Below are 25,703 nucleotides of genomic sequence, written 5' to 3'. Positions count from 1 at the left end.
ACCAACACCACGACCAACCTGTCCGACGCCCGCAGCCGCATCGAGGACGCCGACTATTCGGCCGAAACCACCGCGATGGCCAAGGCACAGATCCTCAGCCAGGCATCCACCGCGATGCTCGCACAGGCCAACCAGAGCCAGCAGAACGTCCTCTCGCTGCTGCGCTAAGAGACTGGATAAAAAGCCTTTCCGTCCCCCGGAAGGCCCGGAAGCCCGGCGGTCGTTTCCCCCGACCGTCGGGCGTTTCCATGTCTGCCTTGCAGGTTTACACGGTTTACACCGTCCAGAAGGGTCAGAAGGTGTCACCTTGCGCTGGGAAAATAGCGCAAAACCGTTATTTCGCAGCGCCGATGCAGCATCGATGTGTCACCTTGCCTGCCGAATGTGTCACCTTACGTGCCAGAAGTGTCACCTTATGCATGACAGGTGTCACCTTGCGTTCGAAAGGTGTCACTTTGCGTTTCACAAGTGTCACCTTGCGGGCATCGCGGGTCGAAAAAGCGCGTCATCGGGCCGGATGATACGCCGCCCCGCCCTGTGTAGGAAAGCGGGGCGCAGCAAGGGCATGACACGAGAAGCCGGACGGGATTTCCCGCCCGGCCTCCCCTTGATTGCGTCTTAGGGCCTGTCGTGAGGCTTGTCGCGGCCCCTGTCGTGCCCCCTAATCGTGACCCTTGCTCATGAACTGCTCGACCACGTTCGACATGTCGAAGCTCTTGCCGCCCTGAACCGGAGGATATTTGTCCAGGGTCATCAGGTGCTCCTTCATCAGTTCACCCAGCGGGCCGTTCTGCCACGCCACCTTCTGGATGAGGTGGCCGTAGCTGTCCGAATTGTCGTAGCTTTCGAACGGGTCCATGCGGATGTTGAAGACCAGCGGCTTTGAGCGCCCGGAAATCGTTCCGTAATAGTCCTCATTGGTCGAGAAGTGCCACTTCCACGGCCCCATGCGCAGCGATGTGAGCTTGGATTCGTTGTAGTGGAAGATGTGGTTGCGCGCCGAATCCTCGGCTTTGCCCAACCAGTAATCGAGGTTGTTCTCACCGTCGATGTACTGTTCCTTCTCGGCCAGCACCTTCTCCTTCACGTCGGCCACGCCCGCCGCGACGGCCAGCGTGGTGAACATGTCCTGATGGCACTGGATGCCGTTCTTGAGCTGCATCGGTTCGATCACGCCCGGCCAGCGCAGCATCGAGATCACGCGCACGCCGCCCTCGTAAGTGGTCATCTTCTCGCCCCGCCAGGGGGTGGTGGCGCCATGCGGCCAGGACGAGTGCTCGGGCCCGTTGTCGGTCGAGTACCAGACGATGGTGTCCTCTTCGAGCCCGTTCTCCTTGAGCCAGTCCAGCACGATGCCCACGTCATGGTCGTGCTGCAACATGCCCGAACCGTGCAGGTCGGCCTCGGAGGTGTACTTCTCCGCCGCATAGCGCCACTTGTCGTTAAGGCGCGTGTAAAGGTGCATGCGACTGGTGTTGAGCCAGACGAAGAACGGCTCGTCCGCGTCCTTGGCCTTCTGCATGAATTCCAGTGCCGGCGGGATGAATTCCAGCTCGTCGATCTCGTGCATGCGTTCCTGGTGGAGCGGGCCGGTGTCGACGATCTTCTGCTTGCCGACCTTGCCGTAGCGCGGATCCTCGGTCGGATCGTCGACATCGGTGGCCCAGCTGTGGATCACGCCGCGCGGTCCGAACTTCTTCATATAGGCTTCGACGCTGCCTGAATGCGCTTTGGCGAAATTCTGATAGTCGCGCTGCTCCTCTTCCTCCGACACGTTGAGGTGATAGAGGTTGCCGAAGAACTCGTCGAAACCGTGGTTGGTCGGCAAGTGCTCGTTGCGGTCGCCAAGGTGGCTCTTGCCGAAATGGCCGGTGCGATATCCGGCGTCCTTGAGCACTTCGGCAAGGCACGGGGATGCGGGCTGCAGCCCAAGCAGGTCGCCGGGCTGGCCCACAGTCACCATCCCTGAACGGATCGGATACTGCCCCGTGATGAACGCCGCGCGTCCCGCCGTGCAGGACTGCTGGGCGTAATGGTCGGTGAAGCGGATGCCACCGTAGCCGATGCTGTCGATGTTGGGCGTGGTGTAGCCCATCGTACCAAGCCCGTAGGCGCTGACGTTCTGCCAGCCGATATCGTCACCCCAGATAACGAGAATATTGGGTCGCTTTGTAGACACGATGCTTCCTCCGCAAGGAAGCCGCAGTGTGCGAGCCTGATGGCGCGGACTGCATCGGTGTTAACCCTTAGAATGACCGTGGCCATCCCAGATGGTGCGCCAGGTCGGCAAGGGGAGAAGAAGGCCGGAAAAAGAGGGGCACGAGGGGGGAAACAATGTCGCGCCCCTCGCGTAAAATACTGAAATGAAAAGGGGCGGTCTTTCGACCACCCCTTCCCGTTTCCTCAGTAGCCCTGCTTGGCGAGCCAGGCGTCCACTTCCGGCATGCGGGTCTGGCCGACCTTGATGCGGTCCTGGATCTTGGCGATCGCTTCGTCCACCGGGCGACGCGAACCGGCGGCAAGGCGCTGCTTGGCATAGGCGTCCAGCTTGGCCGGCATCGCCGGATCGGCGCTGCCGGTGGCAAGGCGGCCGACGTAGCGCGTGGCGCCAGAGCTATCCACGCGGCTCATCACGGCGTCGTAGTTGGCGACCACGAAGTCGAATGCCTGCTCGGGATGCTCGGTGCCCACGGCGCTGACGATCACCGGGCTGGTGGTGACGCCCGGCTCATCCGTCAGCGACAGGGCCAGCGCCTTGTCGGCCAGCGCCTTGTCGTTCGCGCGGCCCAGCAGCGAATAGAGCGTGGTCTTGACCTGCGCCGAGGTTTCTTCCTGCGCCATCGTGTGCAGCTTTTCCCAGGTCGCGGCGTCGGCATTCTTGGCAACGACGGTAAGCACCGCCACCTTCACCGAAGGATCGATCGAGGCCGGATCGGCAAAGCGACGGCGCGCCTCCGCCACCACCGACGGCTCGCCCAGCGTGCCCAGCGTGTCGATCAGCGTGGCGCGCAGGTCACCGGCGGTGGCCTGCTCGTCCGCCTTCGGTTCCCAGCCCAGCGTGTTGAGCACCGGCAGCAGACGCGCCGAGGCGAAGCGCGAAAGCGCCGCCTTGCGCTTGGCGTTGTCCTTGGTGAAGTCGGCAAGGCCGCCGATCACCTTGGCCGCACGCTCCATCACCTGCGGCGAGGCACCGGCGGGCAGGTTCTTCACCACGTCGAGCATGTCGGCCATCGGCTGGTTGCCCGCATAGCCAAGCGCGACCGCATCGTTGAGGATGCCAAGCTGGTCAACCGGCTGCACCGAAGCGATGCCCTTGGCCAGCCCCGCGAAGGTCTTCGCGTCATAAAGCACGCGGTAATAGCCCGACTGCCCCGCGTTCACGACCACCGGGCCGCAGCCCGCAACCTTGAGCGCGCCCTTGCCCTGCAGCAGCGTCTCTGCCTTGGTGCCGTCCGTACCCGCAGCGCTGACCGGCACGCGCCATGCCAGCGGCTGCTTGTCGGCGCGGTCGCGGGTGAATTCGCCCTGCTCCAGCGCCAGCGTGGTCGAACCCGCGGTGCACGAGGACGTCACCTTCACCAGCGGAATGCCCGGCTGCAGGGTAAAGTCGTGCGCGATCTGGCTGATCGGCTTGCCCGAAGCCTTGTCGATCTCGCGCCACAGATCGTCGGTGACGGTGTTGGAGTGCTTGTAGCGCGCCATGTAGGCCTGCACGCCCTTCTGCCACTCGGCCGAACCGGCGTAAGCCTCAAGCATGCGGATCACCGCCTCACCCTTGGAATAGGTGATCGAATCGAAGGCCTGGCTGGCTTCCTCCACCGTCGCGATCGGGTGGATGACCGGGTGCGTGGTGACATAGGCATCCTGGCCCATCGCCAGTTCCCGCGATCCCAGCGCGGTCAGTTCCGGGTGCCATTCGGGATGGAACTTCTCCGTCGCGCGGCCTTCCATCCACGATGCGAAGCCTTCGTTCAGCCACAGGTCGTCCCACCACGACATGGTGACGAGATCGCCAAACCACTGGTGCGCCATTTCATGCGCAACAACGGTGAAGATGCGCTCGCGCAGGGCGTTGGACGCGATCTTGGGATCAAGCAGCATCGCGTTCTCGAAGTAGAAGATGCCGCCCCAGTTTTCCATCGCGGAGAAGAACTGGCTGCGCCCCGGCGCCGCGATATGATCCAGCTTCGGCAGCGGGTACGTCTCGCCGAAGTAGCTGTTCATCCACGGCAAAAGGTCGGCCGAGGCATTGAGCGCATAGTCCGCCTGCGCCAGATCGCCCTTCTTGGTCAGCACGCCCACTTCGGTCTGGCCGGCCATCTTCGTCTTGCGCTCGAAATCGCCGAGGCCGAAGAACAGCAGGTAGGTGGACATCTTCGGGCTGGTGCCGAAGGTTACCAGCGTCTTGCCGCCTCCCAGATCCTTGCGGCTTTCCACCGGCAGGTTGCCGACGGCGACTTCCTCGGTCGGCACGATCGTCTTCAGGCTGAAGGTCGCCTTGTAGAACGGCTCGTCCCACGAAGGCATGAAGCGGCGCGCGTCCGAGTTTTCGAACTGGGTGAACAGCGCGCGCTTGGCCGAACCGTCCGCCGCCTTGTAGTCAAGCGCGAAGAGACCATAGGCCTGCGTGTTGATCTTGCCGGTATAATCGATCGACAGCACGTAGCTGCCCGGCGCAACCGGCTTGGCGAAGGTGAAAGTCGCGGTCTGCGCCTTTTCATCGAGCGAGACGGTCGGCGTGCCGGCCTTCTTGCCGCCCTTCGTCAGCGCCGCCTTGGCGATGGCAAGGTCGGCGGCCTGTAGCGTGATCGTGCTGGTCGCTTCGACGACATCGACCGTGATCGCGGCCTTGCCGGTAAAGGTCATCGCCTTGGCATCGGGGCTGACGGTGATGTCATAGTGATTGGGGCGCACGCTGCGCGGAAGCTGCGTGGTCACCGTCTCGGCCGTGGCACCCTTGGTGGTGGAGGCTGTGCCGATATCCTGCGCGGAAACGGAAAACGGAAGGGCAACGCCGGCGAGAAGCGCCAGCGCGGCGCGACGATACGGTTTCTTCATGGACGACTCACACCAGAAAGGGGGATGGCGCATTGCTAACGTCCTGTCGCGGTCACGCAACAATTTACCTGTAATGTGCAATTTTAAACGCTGCGTGAGACCTGCTGGGGATAAGCGCCTCGAAGCTCCCTCCGCCCACGCCGCGCTTGCATTCCGCCGCAAATCCGCTAAGGGCCGCCCTTCCCCAAAGTCCGAGCGACACGGGGAAACCCAAAGAAAGCCGGAGGGGCCTCGCAATCCCGCGAGTCGCCAGCGATCGGTTAGACTAGATAAAGGAAGCTGCCGTGGCTCTATATGAGCACGTGTTCCTGGCACGCCAGGACCTCAGCCAGGCGCAGGTCGATGCGCTTGCTGCCGCCGCCACCGAGATCGTCGAGTCGAACCAGGGCAAGGTCGTCAAGACCGAAACCTGGGGCCTCAAGAATCTCGCGTACAAGATCAAGCGCAACCGCAAGGCTCACTTCGTGATGCTGAACATCGAGGCTTCGGGCGATGTCGTCGCCGAACTCGAGCGCCAGACGCAGATCAACGAAGACGTCATCCGCTACGTCACCATCCGCGTTGACGAGCACGAGGAAGGCCCTTCGGTCATGATGCGCAAGACCGACCGCGAGCGTACTCGCCGTCGCGAACGTGAAGGGAACTGATTTCCATGGCACGTGCATTCTTCCGCCGCCGCAAGTCCTGCCCGTTCTCGGGCAAGAACGCGCCGAAGATCGATTACAAGGACGTTCGTCTGCTTCAGGGCTTCATGTCCGAGCGTGGCAAGATCGTCCCCAGCCGCATCACCGCGGTTTCCGCCAAGAAGCAGCGTGAGCTGGGCCAGGCTATCAAGCGCGCCCGCCACATCGGCCTGCTTCCCTTCATCGTGAAGTAAGGGAGGGACCTACCCATGCAGATCATCCTCCTGGAGCGCATCGAGAAGCTCGGCGCCATCGGCGACGTCGTCTCGGTCAAGGACGGTTACGCCCGTAACTACCTGCTTCCGAACAAGAAGGCCCTTCGCGCCAACGACGCGAACAAGAAGGTCTTCGAAGCCAACCGCGCCAAGATCGAAGCCGACAACGCTGAGCGTCGCACGGCCGCCGAAGCCCAGTCGGGCGACGTCGAAGGCAAGCAGATCGTTCTGATCCGCGCCTCTTCGAACTCGGGCCAGCTGTACGGTTCGGTTTCGGTCCGCGACATCGTCGACGGCCTGAACGAACAGGGCGCCAACGTTGCAAAGCAGATGATCGTGCTTGAACGCCCGATCAAGACGCTCGGCATCTTCGACGTCAAGGTCAACCTGCACCCTGAAGTTGCGGTCAACGTCAAGGTGAACGTCGCACGTTCGCCCGACGAAGCCGAACTGCAGTCGCAGGGCGTGGACGTGATGGCCGCGATGTTCGAACAGGACGTCTCGGGCTTCACCGAAGCTTACGACCCGAACGCCGAACCCGGCGAAATCGCGGTCGAGGAAACCGAGGAAGAGGGCGAGGCTCAGGCCTAAGTCCTTCCTTCGGATATCCGAGGAATACAAAAGCCCTCGTTCCCAAGCGGAACGGGGGCTTTTCCTTTTTGAAACGGGCTAAGATCATCCGCTCCTGTCGCGGGGCCATACTCCCCGTCACCCTGAACTTGTTTCAGGGTCCATCGTGCAGCCTGCCCCGAAGTATGGAAAAACAAACCGCACCCTCAGCCTGCTGTTCACAGCGCCGGTAGCGCGGAGGGATGGACCCTGAAACAAGTTCAGGGTGACGAGCTTAATGGGCGAAGCCCCATACGCACCGCGCGCCACCGTCATCACCCTGCCCACATCCGCCCCTATTGCGCCTCGGCAGGGAATGCGTAATAGATGGCCATGCAAACGATGAAAGAAACCCTCGCGGAACTGGTCCGCGTTTACGAAGCCGCCGTTTCCACCCTCAAGGCCGATATCGCCGCCTTTGTAGACAACGGCACCCTTCCTCCCGCCGACCGCCGCAGCGAACGCGCCTGGACCTATCCGGAACTGCGCATCACCTATCGCGGCACCGAACTCAACGCCCGCGCCTCGCGCGCGTTCGGGCGGCTTGAGATGGCCGGCACTTACGCCACCACCGTCACGCGGCCGCACCTCTTCGCCTCCTACCTCGAAGAACAGCTCGCGCTGATCGAGGCGGAATACGAAGTCGAATTCGAAGTCGCGCCGTCCACGCAGGAGATCCCCTTCCCCTACGTGCTCGAAGGCGTTTCGGTCGGCACCGTGACCCCGCAGGAACTGGCCTCGCACTTCCCCAGCACCGAACTGGCGATGATCGGCGACGAGATCGCGGACGGCACGTTCCTTTCGGGGGAAGACGAACCGCATCCGCTGGCGCTGTTCGACGGGCTGCGCACCGACTTCAGCCTGGCGCGCCTGGCGCACTACACCGGCACCAGCCCGGACCATTGCCAGCGCTTCGTGCTGTTCACCAACTACCACCGCTACGTTGACGAATTCGTCGACTGGGCCGGGCAGCAGATCGGTTCGGACGGCTATGTCGCGCTTTCGGGTGCGGGCGGCCTTTACCTTGACGCCCCGGTCGACAACGCCCGCGCGCGCCTGTCCGACACTGCATGGCGCCGCCACCAGATGCCTGCCTACCACCTCATCCGCAAGGACGGTTCGGGCATCACGCTGGTCAACATCGGCGTCGGCCCGTCGAACGCCAAGACCATCACCGACCACCTTGCGGTACTGCGCCCCGAAGCATGGCTGATGATCGGCCACTGCGGCGGCCTGCGCGAAAGCCAGCGCATCGGCGACTACGTGCTCGCCCATGCGTACCTGCGCGACGACCACGTGCTCGACCCCGTGCTGCCGCCGGAAATCCCGCTGCCCGCCATCGCCGAAGTGCAGCTGGCGCTGGCGCAGGCGGCCGAAGTGGTCAGCGGCGAAGGCGGCGCGAACCTCAAGAAGCGGATGCGCACCGGCACCATCGTCACCACGGACGATCGCAACTGGGAACTGCGCTACACCGAATCGGCCAAGCGCTTCTCACTCAGCCGCGCGATCGGCATTGACATGGAAAGCGCCACGATCAGCGCTCAGGGCTACCGCTTCCGCGTTCCCTACGGCACGCTGCTGTGCGTATCGGACAAGCCGCTGCACGGCGAACTCAAGCTGCCGGGTCAGGCCAACCGCTTCTATGAAGAAGCGATTGCCAGCCACCTCAAGATCGGCCTGATCACCTGCGACCTGCTGCGCGAACAGGGTGACCGCCTGCATTCCCGCAAGCTGCGCGCGTTCAACGAACCGCCCTTCCGTTAAGCACCCGCTCCAGCGGCCATTACAAGAAGCCGACCGTCGCACGATCAGCGACGGTCGGCTTTTTCGTGCACGCCGTCAGATGAAAGCCGCAACGGTCGGCACTCGATTTCCCGCCACCAGAACTTCGCTGCGCAACGGAGCGTTGATATTCTTCCCGACGGTAATTTTATACCCTGAACCCGAAACGCCTGCCGCCACCAACGCAATCTTATTCCGATTGGCAAAAGATAAGCACCACTCGCACTTGAACGTTTTACTTTTCCCTAAAAACGTTTATTCCAATAAGAAGATGTGCAAATTATTTTTACTTGCTCTGAAAAATTGCAGATACAAATTTCACATATGTTTCATGTTTATTTCATCATTTGAAATAGATGTGATCCATATACAACGACACAAACTCATTATTCCTCGCTCTATGATTATTTGATGACAGCCCGATGCTCTCGGGAGCAGACGCCATCGCCTGCTTCCGGCGCCGTCGACTTCGACCTCGTCGGAGACTGCGAAAAAGGAGCATCAATGACATCCGAGATGAAGCGCCTGCTGCTGGCGTCCACCCTGCTCATGGGCCTTCCCGCCACTGCCGCACAGGCACAGGACGCGGCCCCGGCGGCAGATGCCGCTGCCGATCAGGCACCGGAACAGGGCGAAGCCATCATCGTCACCGGCTCACGCCTGCGCAACGCCAACCTTGAGCAGGCCGCGCCGATCATGGCGATGACCGCTTCCGAGATGAAGGCGACCGGCCAGGTCAACGTCGAGAACGTCCTGAAGGAAATCCCGCAGCTGGTGCCCGACCAGACCGGCGCGTCGAACAATCCGGGTGACGGCGTTGCCACCGCCAACCTGCGCGGCCTTGGCGCCTCGCGCACGCTGGTGCTGGTGAACGGCCGCCGCTATGTGTCCTACGACACCAACCAGATCGTCGATCTCAACACGATCCCGACCGCGCTGCTGGAGCGCGTCGACGTGGTCACCGGCGGCAAGTCGGCCGTTTACGGTTCGGACGCGGTTACCGGCGTCGTCAACTTCGTCACCAAGCAGGACTTCGACGGCGTTCAGGCCAACGGCAACTACCGTCTGACCGACGCAGGCGACGGCGCCCAGTACACGGGTGGCCTTCTGGTCGGCAAGAACTTCGCCGACGGCCGCGGCAACGTGACGCTCTATGGCGAATATACCAAGCGCAAGGCGATCACGCAGGCGGCACGCAGCTACACCCGCGTGGCCCAGACCGATGACGGCGAAGGCGGCCTTGTCGACGGCGGTTCGCCCTCCATCCCCGCGACGCGTCTTGCCATCGGCGGCAGCAACTACAAGTTCGACGAGAACGGCGGCTATTCGCCCTACACCTCGTCGGACGCCTACAACTACGCGACCGAGAACTACCTGCAGGTTCCGCAGAAGCGCGAACTGCTGTTCGGCCAGGCCCACTTCGACGTGAGCAGCGCGCTGACCGTCTACGCCGAGGGCCAGTACGTGCACAACCGCGTGCGCAACCAGCTGGCGCCGACCCCCGCGACCGGCAGCTTCTCGATCGACAACAACAGCCCCTATCTCTCGGCGGATAGCCAGGCCCTGCTGCAGAGCTACGACACCGATGGCGACGGTTACACCACCGCCAACATCTACCGTCGCCTGACCGAGATCGGCGACCGCGTGCAGGTGACCGACAGCAAGGCGGTGCGCGGCCTGATCGGCGCACGCGGCGATATCGGCGGAGACTGGAGCTATGACGCCTATGCCAGCTTCTCGCGCACCAAGCGTACCGAGTACCAGTACGGCAACATCTCGCGCAGCCGTCTGCAGCAGGGCCTGCTGACCACGACCGACGCTGACGGCAACCTCGTCTGCACCGACACCAGCAACGGCTGCGTGCCCGTGAACATCTTCGGCGCGGGCAACATCAGCGACGCGGCGGTCGAGTTCCTGTCGGTAGACACCGTCAACCGTTCGACCATCACCGAAAAGGTCGTCAGCGGCGCGATCAGCAACAACAACCTGTTCGACCTTGGCGCCGGCCCGGCAGGCTTCGCGTTCGGCGGCGAATATCGCCACGAACACGGCAGCTACAACCCGGACGAACTGCTGTCCTCGGGCGACGTGATCGGCTTCAACGGCAACCAGCCAACCGCCGGCGGCTACAGCGTCAAGGAGCTGTTCACCGAGGTCAACATCCCGCTGATCGCCGACAAGCCCTTCATCGAACGCCTCGAATTCAACGGCGCAGCCCGTTATTCCTACTATTCGACGGCGGCCAAGTCGGTGGGCACGTTCTCGGCCGGGCTCGTTTACGCGCCGATCAAGGACATCAGCCTGCGCGCCCAGTTCTCGCGCGCGGTGCGTGCGCCGACGGTGAACGACCTTTACAGCGGCAGCGCCCAGAACTTCGAGACGGCAACCGATCCGTGCTCGACCTCGGCCGCGCTTACCAGCGCCAGCCTCAACGCGGCGTGCATCGCTTCGGGCGTGCCTTCGGCATCGGTCGGCAGCGACGATTACAACGGCGGCGCAACGCAGATCGAAAGCTACAACGGCGGCAACACCAGCCTGCGTGAAGAAACCGCCAACACCTACACCTTCGGCGTCGTTCTGCAGCCGCGGATGATCCCCGGCCTGTCGATCACCGTCGACTACTACCGCATCAAGATCGACAACTTCATCTCGGCGGTAGGCACGCCCAACTTGCTGTCGGCCTGCTACGGCACCGAGAGCAATGGCTGGACCGCGTATGACACCAGCTACTGCTCGCTCCTGCCGCGTGACAGCACCGGCACCGTCACCGGCGCGGTCGACAACCTGAGCAACACCGGCGGCGTCAAGACCGACGGCATCGACTTCGATGCCCAGTACGCGGTTCCGCTGACCATCGGCGGCAACGATGCCGGCAAGCTGAGCCTGCGCGTGGCCGGTTCGTACCTGATGGGCTGGACGTTCAGCCCGATCGCGTCGATCCCCGACCTGTCCTATGACTGCGCGGGCAAGTTCGGCCTGTATTGCGGCAACGTCTACGCCAAGTGGCGCTTCAACAACCGCGTGACCTGGTCCAACGACAAGGCCAGCGTTTCGCTCGCCTGGCGCCACCTCTCCTCTGTCAAGGACGACGATGGTTCGACGGCCTATGCGGTCGAGAAGATCAAGGCCTACGACTACTTCGACCTCAGCGCGAGCGTCGACGTGGCCAAGCGCTTCACCTGGAATATCGGCATGAACAACATGTTCAACAAGAAGCCGCCGGTGCTGGGTGACAATCAGGAGCAGTCGAACACCTATCCGTCGACCTACGACGTCTACGGCCGGACGTTCTTCACCGGCATCACCGTCGACTTCTGATCCGACGCGTGAAAGGAGGGGTGCGAATCACCCCTTCGATCCACGAACGAAAGCGTCCTTGCGGCATCCGCCGCAGGGGCGCTTCCGCTCGCCTGAATGCAATATTGATGAAATTGCCCGTTCAAGTTCGCCCCATAGCCTTCGGGGCATGCCAAAGCACTCGTACTCATCGCCCTCAGGCACCCGCGGCACCGCCGGGATCAACCGCCTGATCGCTTCCGCCTTCGGTGTGCGCCTTGTCAGCGACGTTCCAGAAAGGCTGGCCCGCTCTCCGCTGCCCTATCGGCCCAATGCCAAGCGGCGCGAGCGCATCTCAACCATCCAGCAGCGAGGCGTGCTGTTCATCCACGTTCCCAAGAATGCGGGCACCTCGGTGTGCCACCAGCTTTACGGCACCCAGATCAAGCATGAGACGGTGCGCTATTACGCCAGCGTCGCGCCGCAGGTGCTGGACCTGCCAAGCTTCGCGATCCTGCGCGATCCGGTCTGCCGGTTCCGCTCCGCCTTCGCCTATGCCAGCAGCGGCGGCACGCAGGACCGCAAGGTCGCCCGCCCGTTCAACGAACGTTACCGCGCGTTCGGATGCGTGGACGATGCGATCGACCACCTCGCCACCGCACGCAGCCCCTTCGACATCGATCACATCTTTCGCCCGCAGTCCTGGTATCTGACCGACGCAAAAGGCAGCTGCCGCGTCGACAACCTGATCCCCTACGAGGAGATCGACAGCCTGGGCGAAATCATGGGGCTTGACGAACTGGACGCCCTGCCCCGCCTGAACGGCAGCAGCAACAGCCGCTCGGGCACCGCGCCGATCCGGCTCAATCCCAGCCAGGAAGCCTTCATCGAAGACTTCTACGCTGCGGATTTCGCCCTCTGGCGCGGCGCCCTCAGGGTCACCAGCCTGAAGTCTCGCCCTTGTTCTGCGCGTCGAGCCACTTCTTGAGCGGCGCGAAATAGTCCAGCATCGGCTTGGCGCTCATCTGAGGCGAGCCGGTGAAGGTCTTGAGAGCATCGGGCCAGGGCCTGGACTGGCCCATCGCCAGCATCGCGTTCAGATTCTCGCCGACCTTCTTGTTGCCGTAGAAGCTGCAACGGTGCAGCGGGCCCTTCCACCCGGCCTGCTTGCATGCGGCCTGATAGAACTGGAACTGCAGGATCCGCGCAAGGAAGTAGCGGGTGTAGGGCGTGTTGCCCGGCACGTGGAACTTGGCGCCTGCATCGAAACCGTCGTCAGCGCGCGGCGAAGGCGGCGTGATGCCCTGATAATCAAGGCGCATCTTCGTCCACGCCTTGTTGTAGTCGGCCGGCTGGATCGAACCGTCGAAGATGCCCCAGCGGTAGCGGTCGATCATCAGCCCGAAGGGCAGGAAGGCCACCTTGTCCATCGCCTGACGCAGCAGCAGGCCGATATCCTTGTCGGCGCCCGGCACCTTCGCCTTGTCGAGCAGGCCGATCTGCACAAGATACTGCGGCGTGATCGACAGCGCGATGAAGTCTCCGATCGCCTCGTGGAAACCGTCGTTGGCGCCGTTGAGATAAAGGAACGGCTGCTTGTTGTAGGCCCGCTGGTAGTAATTGTGGCCCAGTTCGTGGTGGATCGTGACGAAGTCCTCCGAATTAACCTTCGTGCACATCTTGATGCGGATATCGTCCTTGTTGTCGACATCCCAGGCGGAGGCGTGACAGATCACCTCGCGGTCGGCGGGCTTGGTGATCATCGACCGGGTCCAGAAGGTGCCCGGCAGCGGATCGAAGCCCAGCGAGGAATAGAACCCCTCGCCCGCCTTCACCATGTCGAGCGGGGTCTTGCCCTGCGCCTTGAGCAGATCGCCGATGTCATAGCCAAGATCGCCCGCGCCCTGCGGCGCCACCAGCGGATAGACGTTGCCCCACTCCTGCGCCCACATGTTGCCCAGCAGGTCGGCGCGGATCGGGCCGGTACGCGGCTGCACGGCATCGCCGTACTTCTCGTTCAGCTTGCGGCGCACGTAAGTATGCAGCGCCAGGTAGAGCGGCTTGGTCTCTTCCCACAGTCGCTGCGTTTCCGCCGCGAACTGTTCGGGCGTCATGTCATAGCCGGAACGCCACATCGCGCCGACGTCGGCAAAGCCCAGTTCCTTTGCGCCCTGATTGGCGATCCCCACCATCTGCGTGTAGTCCGCCTTCATCGGCTTGCCGACGTTGTCGTGCCAGGTGGTCCACATTTCCGCGAATTCGGCCGGGGTATGATCGAGATTGCCCATCTCGGCCTCGATGTCCGAACCGTTGATCGGCTTGCCGTCCAGCGTGCCCTTGCCCTTGCCATAGGCGGAGGACAGCCGCGTGGTGATTGCGCTCAGCTGCGCGGCCGCGCCGGGCGTGTTGGGCGCGGGCAGCACGATGCCCTGCCGCAGAATACCCAGCTTGCGCGATACGTCGGCATCCAGTCCCTGCACCGATGCGAACTTCGCGGCCTCCACCGCGTACTTCACCTGCTTTTCGGTAAGCTCGCCGTTGGACGCGGCGGCCAGCGCGTCGGTGTCCTCGGTGATATAGGTGTAATTGACCCAGTTGGCCTGATTGTTGCCGAGCGAGAAGTCGAACAGATCCTTCTCTGCATCGGCAACGAACTTCGCGGCGCCCTCTGCCGTTTGCGGATAGTCTTCCGCATGGACAGGGACCGCCGCAAACGACAGGCCGGCGGCCAGCGCAGCAAGCGCGGTGGTGGCGAATTTCATGGGGGGAACCTCTCTGAACCTTTGAATGGGCATGAGATTAGCCGCCCTCCGCGCGGGATCAACCGCCCGCGATGCGCTTATCCTCGGTGGCGAACCGGGCGCAGCATCGTCGCCAAGCGATCAAAGCTCCAGTACGCCACGGCGATGCCCCACATCCCCGTGCATGCTGCGCACATGCCCATCCATGTCGTCTACGCCACGCCCGAAGGCCGTTCCCGCATCGCCCCTGTCACCATGGCGGGCGGGCTGTCCTATCTGGACCCGCCGCGCCCCGCGCTGGGCTGGCGCACGGTGATCTGGGAAGGCCCCGCCTTCACCGACAGCTTCCACACCGCGAAGGACTTCGGCAGCCTTCAGATGATCCTTGAAGGACGCCTGACCATCACCGTCACCGATGGGGATCTGCGCAGCGTTACCGGCGGCCCCGGCGATGCCTTCGTCTTCGTCGACACCACCGGCGACGGCCACGAAGCATCCCGCCCGGATGACACCACCTTGCGCGCCATCAACATCCGCTTCGCAAACAACTGGACCGCCATTGCCGAAACCTTCGACGGCTGGCCGGCAGAAGCGGTGCCGTTCGCTATTTAGGCAAGAAACTCCGCGATCGCGCGGCCCAGATCCTTGAACGTGACCGACGACATGTGATTGCCGGGAACCTCGGCATAAGTGCCCTGCGGAAGCGCGGCCGCAAGTTCCTGCGCCGATCCGTTGTCCTGATCGTCCGCGCCGCACACGCACAGCGTCGGCATGGCGATCCGGGCGATGGCATCGGCCGCGGTATCGTCCACCGACCCCAGCAGCAGCCGCGCCGCCACCCGGTCGATCTTCATCGATTTCATGAACGCCTGCGCCACGAATGCCTTGTCGCCCCGCTCGATCGTGCCGAAACGATCGATGGCATCAATGAAGTGCGCGCTGCGCCGTGCCCACCCCGAAAGGCCGGTCAGCCCCATGCCGCCCAGCACCAGCCGCTGCGGCGCCAGTCCTGCCAGCACGCCCCGCACGGCCGTCCGCGCGCCCAGCGAGAAACCGCCAAGATCGTAGTCCACAAGGTTGAGCGACGCGATGACCGCCTGCAGATCCTGCACCAGCACATCCGAAGGATACGCCGCGGCATCATGCGGTCCATCGCTCTGCCCATGGGCGCGCAAGTCCGGCATGAACACTTCGAACCCGGCATCGGCGAGGATCCGGGCGTTGCCGAACTTGATCCAGTTCACCTCGGCGCTGGAAAACAGCCCGTGCACCAGCACCAGCGGCCGCCCGCCCGGCTGGCCCACCGTATGAAGGGCAAGCTTCGCCCCGCCGAAGCCTTCGACGAAATCGGTCTTCACATCGCTCACGGGCAAACTCGCTTCTGGTCTATTCGGGCGGCCGGATCCCGGCGGCCTTCCATCGGTCCATCACGCCGGCATTCTCGGCGCTTGTCATGCCGGGCAAGTGCCGCACGTCGGTCCATGCCGTCAACATGCTTTCGGTCGCATAGTTCTGGCTGGGCCGGAAAGGCGCGGGATCGTCGAAGCTGCCGACAGTCAGATCGATGTTATCGCCATCCAGAAACGCAAACCCCAGCGGCGTTCCACAGTGCGAGCAGAATGGCCGCCGCGCGATCTTTGAGGACGCATACCAATCCGGCTCCCTCTGCCATCGCACGGCGGATTTAGGCGCATTGACGAAAGCTATGGAAACCCCGCCGGTCGCGTGCCGGCACATCTTGCAGTGACACAAGTACGCCTTGTCGGGCTCGACTTGCGCGCTATAGCGGATGCGGCCGCACTGGCAGCCGCCTGTCATGGTGGTGCTCATTCGCGCAAAGGTAGCGCGCCCCGCAGGGATTGGAAGGCGCGCCTGCCGGAACCGCGCCGTCCCGGATCAGGTCCGGGACGACAGGCGCCTCAGCCCTTCTTCAGATGGCGTCGGCCCAGCAGTTCGGCAATCTGCACGGCGTTCAGCGCCGCGCCCTTGCGCAAGTTGTCAGACACGCACCACAGCGCCAGACCATTCTCCACGGTCGAATCCTCGCGCACGCGGCTGACGTAAGTGGCGCCGTCGCCCACCGCCTCGATCGGGGTGACGTATCCACCGTCCTCGCGCTTGTCGACCAGCATGATGCCCGGCGCTTCACGCAGGATATCCTGCGCTTCCTCGGCGCTGATCTCTTCCTCGAACTCGATGTTGAGCGCTTCGGAATGGCCCACGAACACCGGCACGCGCACGCACGTTGCCTGCACCTTGATCTTGGGGTCCAGGATCTTCTTGGTTTCCACCACCATCTTCCACTCTTCCTTGGTGGAACCGTCATCCAGGAAGACGTCGATGTGGGGGATCACGTTGAAGGCGATCTGCTTGGTGAACTTCTTCGGCTCCACCGGATCGCCCACGAAGATCGCGCGGCTCTGTTCGAACAGTTCGTCCATGCCCACCTTGCCCGCGCCGGAAACCGACTGGTAAGTGGACACCACCACGCGCTTGATCTTCGCCTTGTCGTGCAGCGGCTTGAGCGCCACGACCATCTGCGCGGTCGAGCAGTTCGGATTGGCGATGATGTTCTTCGCCTTATAGCCGTCGATCGCCTCGGGGTTCACTTCGGGCACGACCAGCGGCACGTCGGGGTCCATGCGATAGAGCGAGGAATTGTCGATCACCACACAGCCCTGCGCCGCCGCCTTGGGCGCATAGATCTTGGTCGGTGCCGAACCCGCAGCGAACAATGCGATATCCCAGCCGGTGAAGTCGAAATGCTCGACATTCTTCACCTTGAGCATGCGCCCGGTGTCGCCATACTCGATCTCGGTGCCGACCGAGCGCGAAGACGCAACCGCCGCGATCTCGTCCGCCGGGAATTCACGTTCGGCCAGGATGTTCAGCATTTCACGGCCGACATTCCCCGTCGCACCGACGACGACAACCCGATAACCCATGGCAAATTCCCTTTAGAGGCGCGCCCGGACAAGCGGGCGCCGACACGATGGGCGGGTTACCCGCCCGCACCGCGCAGGGCAAGGGTTGCAAGGTCGATCCGGAAGAGGTCAGGCGGGAGACCTCAGGCTGGCAAGGCCCCGGGCGGCGTGCCGGACCCCGGCATAACCGGCGCATCCGGAAGCGGCGATTCACCTTCTTCGCGCGATACAGCCTTACCGCGCACGAACGGCTGGCGCGTCCAGTACGTCAGCGAACGCCAGCTCCATTCCAGCGGCCCACTCAGGAAAAAGCGCAACCAAAGGTTGGCGAAAACCAGCATGAACACATCGATCACCGCTGCGGCCACCATCAATTGCATCCAGCCCAGCTTGTCCCACAAACCCAGGCCCCAGGGCGCAAAAACGAACCACATCGTCACAATGCTTGTCAGGATATAGATGGAAAACGCCATGCGCCCGGCCGCCTTGAACGGCGCCAGGACCGTGCGGCCTGTCGCGGTCTTCATCAGCAGGTTGAACAGGCCGACATGGCCCAGCGTCACGGACAGCCGCGCGACTTCGGCTGTCATCATCCCGGAGTTCGGCCATGGCGTAAACCGGAAGATTTCGACGACATACCAAGCCCGCAGCCCGCACCCCGCGACATAGCCCGCAAGCGCCAGCCCTGCGTAGAACCCCGCCGACCTGTCTCCCTGGATGACGCCCCACTTGAACAACGCCATGCCGATGCACATCGCGGGCACGGCCTCCAGCACGGTGAAGAACAGGCCATTGCCGTCGCCGAAGATCTTGTTCCAGATGAACCATGCGAACATCACGTACTGGTGCGGCCACCCTTCGCGCGCCTTGCGTTCGGCGTCGATCGCCTGCTGATCCTTCTTGCCCGGCTGTTTGGACAAGTCGTGCCGGTCGACCTTCTCCTGCCAGTCGGACAGCGTCTTCCTGTCCTCGGCCGACAGGCTGGCGCCGCTGGCCTGCTTCTGTTGCAGCGCCTCGACCTTGTGGATGCGCTCCACCTGTTCCTGATATTCGAAGGCCCCTGTCACCGCCACGAATGCGGCAAAGCTCATGCCCATCGCCAGCAGAACCCTGGGCGATGCCTTGCGGAACGGAAACAGCAGCAGCGCCGCAAGGCCATACGCAAGCAGGATGTCCCCCACCCAGGCAATCACGAAAATATCGATGAGCCCGAACAGCATGAGCAGCAGGTTCCGGCGATAATACAGATCGGCAACGATCACCGGGTCATCAGGCTTCATGGCCTTGGCCGTAAAGACCATGACGCCTGCACCGAACAGCAGTTCGAACAGGCCGCGCTGGGTGCCGTCCCAGAATATCTGGATAGTCGCCCAGGTCGCCTGATCCGCAGCGCTCCACGACAAACGGCGGAAATCGTACATCCATGACGACACGTTCGTGCCCATGAAAGGAATATTCATGAACAGGATGCCCAGGATCGCAATCCCACGCAGAACGTCGATCGCATCGATCCGCGCGCGTCCCCTTACCGGACCGAATTGCAGCAATTCCCCCGCCATGAATGCCCTCACCGGTATTTATAAATAAAATACGCAGAGCATTCACCGCCGTCAATTAAGAGACTGCGCCATTACTCATGACATTTGCCGTTCAAATTGGATCAAGCCAAATCGCCACAAGTTCTATCACAGGCAATAACGAACAAATTCATCACCTTGAAAACGAAAAGGGTCGTGAAGCACGATTGCTTCACGACCCTGTGTTCGCTTGCCCCAGGTAATGGGACACGCCGATCAGTGTGCGGTAGCACCCTGCGCCGCCGTATGCGGCGGCGGGGCGGCGGCAAGGTCATCTGCCTCCGTCCATTCGATCGCGGTAAGCGGTTCGGTCAGCGCCTTGGCCAGCACCTCGTCGACGTGGGCGACGGGGATGATTTCCAGCCCTTGCTTCACGTTATCGGGGATTTCGGCCAGATCCTTGCGGTTTTCCTCGGGGATCAACACCAGGCTGATGCCACCGCGCAAGGCTGCAAGCAGCTTTTCCTTAAGCCCGCCGATCGGCAGGACGCGGCCACGCAGCGTGACTTCGCCGGTCATGGCAACGTCCTTGCGCACGGGAACGCCCGTCAGCGTCGAAACGATCGAGGTGACCATGCCGATGCCCGCCGAAGGACCGTCCTTGGGCACCGCACCTTCGGGAAGGTGGATGTGGATGTCCTTCTTGTGGAACACGCTTGGCTTGATGCCATAGGCGGGTGAGCGGGCGCGCACGAAGCTGAACGCGGTCGAGATCGACTCGTTCATCACGTCGCCCAGCTTGCCGGTGGCCTTGATGTTGCCCTTGCCGGGCACGGTGACGCTTTCGATGGTAAGCAGTTCGCCGCCCACTTCGGTCCAGGCAAGGCCGGTGACGGCGCCGACCTGATGCTCTTCCTCACCGACGCCGTGGCGGAATTTGCGCACCCCTGCGAAGTCCGCAAGGTTTTCCGGCGTGATCGTGACTTCCTTGGCCTTGCCTTCAAGGATCTGGCGCAGCGACTTGCGGGCCAGACGCGCCACTTCACGCTCCAGCGTGCGCACGCCGGCTTCGCGGGTGTAGTAGCGGATCAGATCGCGCAGGCCCGCTTCGGTCAGGGTGAATTCACCCTTCTTCAGCCCATGCGCTTCCACCTGCTTGCGGATCAGGTGGCGTTCGGCAATCTCCACCTTCTCGTCTTCGGTATAGCCTTCGAGACGGATGATCTCCATGCGGTCAAGCAGCGGCTGCGGCAGGTTCAGGCTGTTCGCGGTGCACACGAACATCACGTCCGACAGATCGATGTCCAGTTCCAGATAGTGGTCCTGGAACTTCGCGTTCTGTTCGGGATCGAGCACTTCGAGCAGCGCCGACGCCGGATCGCCGCGGAAATCCTGACCCAGCTTGTCGATTTCATCGAGCAGGAACAAGGGGTTGGACTTGCCCGCCTTGCGCAGGTTCGTCACGATCTTGCCCGGCAGCGAGCCGATGTAGGTGCGGCGGTGGCCGCGGATCTCGGCTTCGTCACGCACGCCGCCCAGCGACTGGCGGATAAATTCGCGGCCCGTCGCCTTGGCGATCGACTTGCCCAGCGACGTCTTGCCCACGCCCGGCGGGCCGACGAGGCACAGGATCGGCCCCTTCAGCTTGTTGGTACGCGCCTGCACCGCCAGATACTCGACGATGCGGTCCTTCACCTTGTCCAGCGCGTAGTGATCGGCATCGAGGATTTCCTGCGCCGAGGAAATATCGCGCTTCAGCTTGCTCTTCTTGCCCCAGGGCAGGCCCAGCAGCACGTCGAGGTAGTTGCGGATGACAGTCGCCTCGGCGCTCATCGGCTGCATCGACTTGAGCTTCTTCAGCTCGGTCGTTGCCTTTTCCTTGGCTTCCTTGGAGAGCTTGGTCTTCTCGATCCGTTCGGCCAGTTCCTGCAGTTCGTTGGCCTCATCGCCCTCGCCGCCGCCGAGTTCCGACTGGATCGCCTTGAGCTGTTCGTTGAGGTAATATTCGCGCTGCGTCTTTTCCATCTGCCGCTTCACGCGGCCGCGGATCTTGCGCTCCACCTGCAGGACGCCAAGTTCGCCTTCCATGAAGGAATAGACCATCTCAAGGCGCTTGAGCGGATCGGCTTCGGAAAGCACCGCCTGCTTGTCAGATACCTTTGCCGAAAGCTGCGCTGCCACGGTATCGGCCAGCTTGGCGGCGTCTTCGATATCGCCCAGCTGTTCGCCCGCGTCCTGGCTCAGCTTCTTGTTGAGCTTGGCGTATTCGTTGAACTGATCGACCACCGTGCGCATCATCGCCGCGACTTCGGTGCCTTCGCTTTCGGTCGGTTCAATCAGTTCGACGCCGGCCACCAGCATTTCACCCTCTTCCGTGGTTTCGGAACGCAGGGTTTCGAGGCGGGCGCGGTCCTGACCTTCGACCAGCACGCGCACGGTGCCGTCCGGCAGCTTGAGCAGTTGCAGCACGCTGGCAATCACGCCGGTATCGTACAGATCGTCCCGATCGGGATCGTCGCAGCTGGGGTCCAGCTGGGCGAGAAGGAAGATATCCTTGTCGCCCGCCATCGCAGCCTCAAGCGCGGCAACCGATTTTTCACGGCCGACGAAAAGAGGCACGACCATGCCAGGGAAGACGACGATGTCACGCAGCGGCAGAAGCGGAAGCAGGTTCAATGCACTTGTCCAATCATCTCGCACGGGGACGGCATTGAGGCCCACCCCGGCTCATCGGGCAGGATATGGGGGGTTTTACCGGCCTTGCAATCTTTTAGAGGCGAAAGACCGTGGAAACCCGCCTGTCCGCTACAGGAAATTACCCCCGGCAACTTGCGAAGGCATCAGCAGGTGGGTCCGATTTCGAGATACAATCACACCAACCGAACCATTTCAGAGCAATGTCGCCGGAAAAGAAAAGCCCAGCCCGAACAATCGCTCAGGCTGAGCTGATCAGCACCCGATAGAGGCAAGCGCCGCTTAGAACGGCAGCTTGAAGCCCGGCGGCAGGCCCATGCCCTGCTGCGCCTTGGCAAGTTCCTCATTCGCGACCGAGTCGGCCTTGACGCGCGCGTCGTTGTAGGCGGCGGCGATCAGGTCTTCCAGGATCGGCTTTTCGCTGGCCACCATCAGGCTGTCATCGATCGCCACGCCGATCACGCGGCCCTTGGCCGAGCAGCGGATCTTGACGAGGCCGCCACCGGAAAGCCCTTCGACCTCAAGCTGATCCAGCTTGCCCTGGGTTTCGTTCATCTGCTTCTGGATGGTCTCGGCGGCCTGCTGGGCAGCCTGGATCATCTCTTCCATCGACTTCATCTCAACGTCTCCAATTACGGCCGCCGCCGCCAATGGCGACCTGGCGATCTTCCTGAATGAGCTCGGCGCCGGGGAACGCCGCCAGCGTCGCTTCCACCAGAGGTGAAGTGCGCAGCGCTTCGGCGTCGGCGGTCTTCTTCACCTCATGCACTTCGACAAGGGTAGGCGCGCCTTCCCCCGTAACCTTTGCCACTTCCCAGCGTTCGCCTGTGGCGGCCTGCAGGGCGCTGCGCAGCAACCCGGCAATATCCTCGTTGAAGCCCGGCGGCTGCGTATAGCGCAGCAGCCCGGCCCCGAGTTCGACCACCCGCACCTGCATACGCATGGTATTGGCGGCGGACATTTCGCCCGCATGCTCGACATCGTCTACCAGCGCCTCCCAGCGCGGCGCGATGGCGGCGGGCGAAGAAAGCTGATGACCCGCAGCAGCCTGACCGGACGCAGGCGCCCCGCCGGTGGCGGCGTTCCCGCCTTCAGCCATCGGTGCCGCCGGCGCGCGCGCGGCGATTTCCTCCATCTTGCGCACCAGCGAGCCGGGATCGGGCATATCGCTGGCGTGCATGATCCGCAGCAAGGCCATCTGCGCCGCGACAAGCGGATCGGGCGCGGACTTCACTTCGTCATGGCCCTTGAGCAGCAATTGCCACAGGCGATGAAGCTGGCCTGCACGCAAGGACTTGGCCCAGCCTTCGATAGCCTCGCGCTCTTCGGTGGAGTGCGCATCGGCACTGCCGCTGACTTGCGCCACGGCGACGCGGTGCGTCAGGTCCATCAGCCCGCGCATCAGCGCGATCGGCTCCACGCCCAGCGCGAACTGGTGCGCGACCAGGTCCAGCAGATCGCCGCCCTTGCCATCGAGGATCGCAGCGATCAGCTTGCGCTGCACGCTCTTGTCCGAAAGGCCCAGCATGTCGCGCACCTTGTCGGCACGCACCTGCCCTTCGCCGTCAAGGTCGGCATGGGCGATGGCCTGATCGAGAATCGAAAGGCCATCGCGCACCGAACCTTCGGCGGCGGCTGCGACCATGGCCAGCGCTTCGGCTTCGGCCTCGACACCCTCCTTTTCGCACACATTGGCGAAGTGGCCCGCCAGCATCGGCGCGGGAATGCGGCGCAAGTCGAAGCGCTGGCAGCGCGACAGGACCGTGACGGGCAGCTTGTCCACCTCGGTCGTCGCGAAGAGGAACTTCACATGCGCCGGCGGCTCCTCAAGAGTCTTCAGCAACGCGTTGAATGCATTGCGCGACAGCATGTGCACTTCGTCGATGATGTAGATCTTGTAGCGCGCGGAAACCGCCGCATAGCGCACCGCCTCGATGATCTCGCGCACGTCGTCGACGCCGGTGTGGCTGGCGGCGTCCATCTCGATCACGTCGATGTGGCGCCCTTCGGCAATGGCAAGGCAGGGCTCGCACTGACCGCAGGGGTCGATCGTGGGGCCGCCCTGCCCGTCCGGGCCGATGCAGTTCAATGCCTTGGCGATCAGGCGCGCGGTAGACGTCTTGCCCACCCCGCGCACGCCGGTCATCAGGAAGGCATGGGCCAGACGGTCACGCTTGATCGCATTGGCAAGGGTTTGCACCATCGCTTCCTGCCCGATCAGCTCCGCGAAAGTCTGCGGACGATACTTGCGCGCGAGCACGCGATAGGGCCGCGCGGTGGTTCCGGCAGGGGCCTTGGCCGATGCAGCTTCGACTGGGGCTTCGACAGGCGCGGCCTGAGCGGGAACCGGAGCGGGTTCGGGCTCGGCCGCGAACATGGCGCTCTGTCCAGCCGCTTCGAGTTCGGCTGCCGAGGGGGCCGGTTCGGGCTTCGCTTCCGGCTCTGGATCGCCGAACATCGACTGCTGCCCGGCGGCCTCCAGTTCGGCGGCGTCGGGCTTGTCGTCCTCGGCGTTTTCGTCCCAGGGGGGCGTGTCGCCGAACATGTCGCGTGAATCGTCCATCGTCGCCCAAACTAGGGGCTGATGGCCGGGATGTCAGGGGGAAAGCGGTGCGCCTGCGCGCATGTTCCACAGACTTCGCGCCCATGCGGGCACAAAGCCATGATATTCCAGCGATGTAGAGAAATGAAGGAGCCGAACGACCCGCCGCAACCCGTTGTGGCTGCTTCCTTCCGGACCTGACCAAGTTGGCGGACGCAAGCGCCCGTCCGACTCCCGGAGCGCCCTATGGCGATGCTTCGACGGGAATGCAAGCGCTTAGAAAGACAACGCCCCGGACTTTGGCCGGGGCGATGGAAGATCAGCGGAAGTTGTCGGCGTAAGCCTGGATCTTGAGCCGGCGCGGCGGCGTGGCGTGGATCGCCGCCTCGATGCCGTACTTGTCGGCGTAGGCCTTGGCCTCTTCCGAGGTCGGGAAGCGCAGGATAACCTGCTGCTGCATGTCGCCCGAACCGGCCCAGCCCATCAGGGGATCGGGCTTCTTTGCCTCCGACGGCGTGAACTCAAGGGTCCACAGGTCGAGCAGCGCCTTGCCGGACTGCATGGCGTTCTTCGGGCGTTGATAGATACGTGCGCTCATGAGCCGTTGCTTTGCCTCCGAATCGCTGCCGAAATCAAGCGCGAATCACGCCTTGCGACTTGCTTCGAAAGCGTTGCGGGTCTTGAGACTGGGATCTTCGTTCCACGGCTCGTCCGGCCAGCGGTGACGGGGGTAGCGCCCTTTCATGTCGCGCTGCACGTCGCGCCACGATCCGCGCCAGAAGCCGGGCAGGTCGCGTGTGGTCTGGATCGGGCGTCCGGCGGGCGACGTCAGCTTGAGCAGCAACGGCTGCGCAGGACTTCCGAAACCGGGGTGCCGATCCAGCCCGAACAGCGCCTGCACGCGCACTTCCACCGAAGGACCGCCCTCGTCCTCGTAATCGATCGGATGAGTCGATCCGGCGGGGCTGCGAAATTCGGGGGGCGCGAGCCGGTCCATCGCCTGCTGGTCCTCCCATGTCAGGCGGTTGCGCAGGGCCTGCGCCACGGCGCCGCCGTCAAGCTGGTCCAGCCTGCGCCCCAGCAAGGGGCCGAGCCAGTCCTCAAGGTCTGCCAGCAACGCCTCTTCGCCCAGCGCGGCGATGCCCGCATAGCGCGCGCGGCGCAGGAAGCTTTGCGCGCCCTTGCCCAGCGGCACCAGCGACAGGCCCTTGAGCCGGATTCGTTCGATAAGGAAGCTGCGGATCGCTTCGGGATCTGGCGACGGGTCAGGGCCGCTTGCCAGCGTGATCGCGCCAAGGCGCCGCTCCAGCCGTGCCTCCACCCTCGCCTCGGCGTCATTCCAGCGCAGGACCGTGCGGCGTTCGACGGCATCGCCAAGCCAGGCTTCCACCTCCGCCGGCTCCAGCGACGCACCCGACAGGATGCGGGCGCCCCTGGCCTGCCCTTGCGCATCACCGATCACCATCCATTCGCGCGCGGCCAGCGGCGATGCGGGGTCGAGCACGTAGCCTCTGCCCCCGGCGCTCAGCCACGTCTCCCCGGAAGCGTCGCGGCGACGCGCCAGCATGTCGGGGCGGCCAAGCGCCAGCAGCACGCCTGGCGGCACCGCCTCTGGCCCAGCATCTGGCGCACCCGCATCGACCAGCCCCGCCGCGCGGCGCG

The 25,703-nt window shown here is 63.4% G+C and carries 20 protein-coding genes and 1 other RNA gene; 8 read left to right on the top strand and 13 right to left on the bottom strand.

The window, feature by feature from the left end; genetic code table 11:
* Positions 1-168 (top strand): flagellin (locus A8V01_RS20245; RefSeq protein WP_281256519.1); only part of this gene is annotated, 168 nt, incomplete at its 5' end.
* A 493-nt stretch (positions 169-661) separates the two neighbouring features.
* Here the strand turns inward: A8V01_RS20245 and A8V01_RS20240 are convergent.
* Complete coding sequence (locus A8V01_RS20240; protein ID WP_103098122.1) at positions 662-2,179, bottom strand: arylsulfatase; 1,518 nt, start codon at positions 2,177-2,179, stop codon at positions 662-664.
* Between the two features lie 224 nt (positions 2,180-2,403).
* A complete protein-coding gene (locus A8V01_RS20235) occupies positions 2,404-5,058 on the bottom strand; it encodes a M1 family metallopeptidase (RefSeq protein WP_103098121.1) in 2,655 nt (884 codons plus the stop codon).
* 284 nt (positions 5,059-5,342) lie between these two features.
* Here A8V01_RS20235 and rpsF point away from each other — a divergent pair, with 284 nt between their 5' ends.
* The 6 genes from rpsF (at position 5,343) to A8V01_RS20205 (ending at position 12,611) form a co-directional block, all read left to right on the top strand.
* Complete coding sequence (rpsF, locus tag A8V01_RS20230) at positions 5,343-5,705, top strand: 30S ribosomal protein S6 (RefSeq protein WP_008832807.1); 363 nt, start codon at positions 5,343-5,345, stop codon at positions 5,703-5,705.
* Between the two features lie 5 nt (positions 5,706-5,710).
* Positions 5,711-5,935: a 30S ribosomal protein S18 gene (rpsR, locus tag A8V01_RS20225; RefSeq protein ID WP_007686754.1), complete on the top strand. Its 225-nt coding sequence runs from the start codon at positions 5,711-5,713 to the stop codon at positions 5,933-5,935.
* A 15-nt stretch (positions 5,936-5,950) separates the two neighbouring features.
* Positions 5,951-6,547, top strand: coding sequence for a 50S ribosomal protein L9 (gene rplI, locus A8V01_RS20220; protein WP_103098120.1), 597 nt, complete (start codon positions 5,951-5,953; stop codon positions 6,545-6,547).
* Positions 6,548-6,898: 351 nt separating this feature from the next.
* A complete protein-coding gene (locus tag A8V01_RS20215) occupies positions 6,899-8,329 on the top strand; it encodes an AMP nucleosidase (protein ID WP_103098124.1) in 1,431 nt (476 codons plus the stop codon).
* Positions 8,330-8,851: 522 nt separating this feature from the next.
* Positions 8,852-11,665: a TonB-dependent receptor gene (locus A8V01_RS20210; protein WP_103098119.1), complete on the top strand. Its 2,814-nt coding sequence runs from the start codon at positions 8,852-8,854 to the stop codon at positions 11,663-11,665.
* Positions 11,666-11,813: 148 nt separating this feature from the next.
* Positions 11,814-12,611: a sulfotransferase family protein gene (locus tag A8V01_RS20205; protein WP_103098118.1), complete on the top strand. Its 798-nt coding sequence runs from the start codon at positions 11,814-11,816 to the stop codon at positions 12,609-12,611.
* Here the strand turns inward: A8V01_RS20205 and A8V01_RS20200 are convergent.
* Positions 12,562-14,385 carry a M2 family metallopeptidase gene (locus A8V01_RS20200; RefSeq protein WP_103098117.1) on the bottom strand — a complete coding sequence of 608 codons (1,824 nt, stop codon included), beginning with the start codon at positions 14,383-14,385 and terminating at the stop codon, positions 12,562-12,564. The genes A8V01_RS20205 and A8V01_RS20200 overlap by 50 nt on opposite strands.
* Before the next feature lie 174 nt (positions 14,386-14,559).
* Between A8V01_RS20200 and A8V01_RS20195 the strand changes: the two genes are divergently transcribed.
* Entirely contained in the window at positions 14,560-14,976 is a 417-nt protein-coding gene (locus A8V01_RS20195; protein ID WP_146037337.1) for a cupin domain-containing protein, read from the top strand.
* Here A8V01_RS20195 and A8V01_RS20190 read toward each other — a convergent pair.
* The 10 genes from A8V01_RS20190 to A8V01_RS20145 form a co-directional block, all read right to left on the bottom strand.
* The gene (locus A8V01_RS20190) at positions 14,973-15,731 is read right to left on the bottom strand and encodes an alpha/beta fold hydrolase (protein WP_103098115.1); all 759 of its coding nucleotides are present in this window, start codon (positions 15,729-15,731) and stop codon (positions 14,973-14,975) included. The genes A8V01_RS20195 and A8V01_RS20190 overlap by 4 nt on opposite strands.
* Positions 15,732-15,750: 19 nt before the next feature.
* Complete coding sequence (locus A8V01_RS20185) at positions 15,751-16,194, bottom strand: GFA family protein (RefSeq protein WP_103098114.1); 444 nt, start codon at positions 16,192-16,194, stop codon at positions 15,751-15,753.
* Between the two features lie 89 nt (positions 16,195-16,283).
* Positions 16,284-17,309: an aspartate-semialdehyde dehydrogenase gene (locus A8V01_RS20180; RefSeq protein ID WP_103098113.1), complete on the bottom strand. Its 1,026-nt coding sequence runs from the start codon at positions 17,307-17,309 to the stop codon at positions 16,284-16,286.
* A 122-nt stretch (positions 17,310-17,431) separates the two neighbouring features.
* On the bottom strand, positions 17,432-18,847 hold the full coding sequence (locus A8V01_RS20175) for a DUF418 domain-containing protein (protein ID WP_103098112.1): 1,416 nt from the start codon (positions 18,845-18,847) through the stop codon (positions 17,432-17,434).
* Between the two features lie 234 nt (positions 18,848-19,081).
* Positions 19,082-21,481, bottom strand: a complete 2,400-nt coding sequence (gene lon, locus A8V01_RS20170; protein WP_103098111.1) for an endopeptidase La — start codon at positions 21,479-21,481, stop codon at positions 19,082-19,084.
* A gap of 300 nt (positions 21,482-21,781) precedes the next feature.
* Entirely contained in the window at positions 21,782-22,117 is a 336-nt protein-coding gene (locus tag A8V01_RS20165; protein WP_103098110.1) for a YbaB/EbfC family nucleoid-associated protein, read from the bottom strand.
* Between the two features lies 1 nt (position 22,118).
* The gene (locus A8V01_RS20160; RefSeq protein ID WP_211295091.1) at positions 22,119-24,062 is read right to left on the bottom strand and encodes a DNA polymerase III subunit gamma/tau; all 1,944 of its coding nucleotides are present in this window, start codon (positions 24,060-24,062) and stop codon (positions 22,119-22,121) included.
* A 121-nt stretch (positions 24,063-24,183) separates the two neighbouring features.
* An RNA gene (ffs, locus tag A8V01_RS20155) (signal recognition particle sRNA small type) lies at positions 24,184-24,280 on the bottom strand.
* 80 nt (positions 24,281-24,360) lie between these two features.
* Positions 24,361-24,639 (bottom strand): ETC complex I subunit, encoded by a 279-nt coding sequence (locus A8V01_RS20150; RefSeq protein WP_103098109.1) that lies wholly within the window; start codon positions 24,637-24,639, stop codon positions 24,361-24,363.
* Between the two features lie 45 nt (positions 24,640-24,684).
* A partial coding sequence (locus A8V01_RS20145) for an ATP-dependent helicase C-terminal domain-containing protein (protein WP_281256518.1) occupies positions 24,685-25,703 on the bottom strand: 1,019 nt, incomplete at its 5' end.

It is taken from the genome of Novosphingobium guangzhouense (assembly GCF_002896965.1).
Classification (GTDB): domain Bacteria; phylum Pseudomonadota; class Alphaproteobacteria; order Sphingomonadales; family Sphingomonadaceae; genus Novosphingobium; species Novosphingobium guangzhouense.
The sequence above is the reverse complement of the archived record's forward strand: the minus strand, read 5'-3'. Positions and strand labels throughout refer to the sequence as shown.

Bases quoted from the DNA above. Each gene is read 5' to 3' on its own strand.
- A8V01_RS20235 (WP_103098121.1), bottom strand. From the start codon at position 5,058: ATGAAGAAACCGTATCGTCGCGCCGCGCTGGCGCTTCTCGCCGGCGTT.
- rpsR (WP_007686754.1), top strand. From the start codon at position 5,711: ATGGCACGTGCATTCTTCCGCCGCCGCAAGTCCTGCCCGTTCTCGGGC.
- rplI (WP_103098120.1), top strand. From the start codon at position 5,951: ATGCAGATCATCCTCCTGGAGCGCATCGAGAAGCTCGGCGCCATCGGC.
- A8V01_RS20215 (WP_103098124.1), top strand. From the start codon at position 6,899: ATGCAAACGATGAAAGAAACCCTCGCGGAACTGGTCCGCGTTTACGAA.
- A8V01_RS20210 (WP_103098119.1), top strand. From the start codon at position 8,852: ATGACATCCGAGATGAAGCGCCTGCTGCTGGCGTCCACCCTGCTCATG.
- A8V01_RS20205 (WP_103098118.1), top strand. From the start codon at position 11,814: ATGCCAAAGCACTCGTACTCATCGCCCTCAGGCACCCGCGGCACCGCC.
- A8V01_RS20200 (WP_103098117.1), bottom strand. From the start codon at position 14,385: ATGAAATTCGCCACCACCGCGCTTGCTGCGCTGGCCGCCGGCCTGTCG.
- A8V01_RS20195 (WP_146037337.1), top strand. From the start codon at position 14,560: ATGCCCATCCATGTCGTCTACGCCACGCCCGAAGGCCGTTCCCGCATC.
- A8V01_RS20185 (WP_103098114.1), bottom strand. From the start codon at position 16,194: ATGAGCACCACCATGACAGGCGGCTGCCAGTGCGGCCGCATCCGCTAT.
- A8V01_RS20180 (WP_103098113.1), bottom strand. From the start codon at position 17,309: ATGGGTTATCGGGTTGTCGTCGTCGGTGCGACGGGGAATGTCGGCCGT.
- A8V01_RS20175 (WP_103098112.1), bottom strand. From the start codon at position 18,847: ATGGCGGGGGAATTGCTGCAATTCGGTCCGGTAAGGGGACGCGCGCGG.
- A8V01_RS20165 (WP_103098110.1), bottom strand. From the start codon at position 22,117: ATGAAGTCGATGGAAGAGATGATCCAGGCTGCCCAGCAGGCCGCCGAG.
- A8V01_RS20160 (WP_211295091.1), bottom strand. From the start codon at position 24,062: ATGGACGATTCACGCGACATGTTCGGCGACACGCCCCCCTGGGACGAA.
- A8V01_RS20150 (WP_103098109.1), bottom strand. From the start codon at position 24,639: ATGAGCGCACGTATCTATCAACGCCCGAAGAACGCCATGCAGTCCGGC.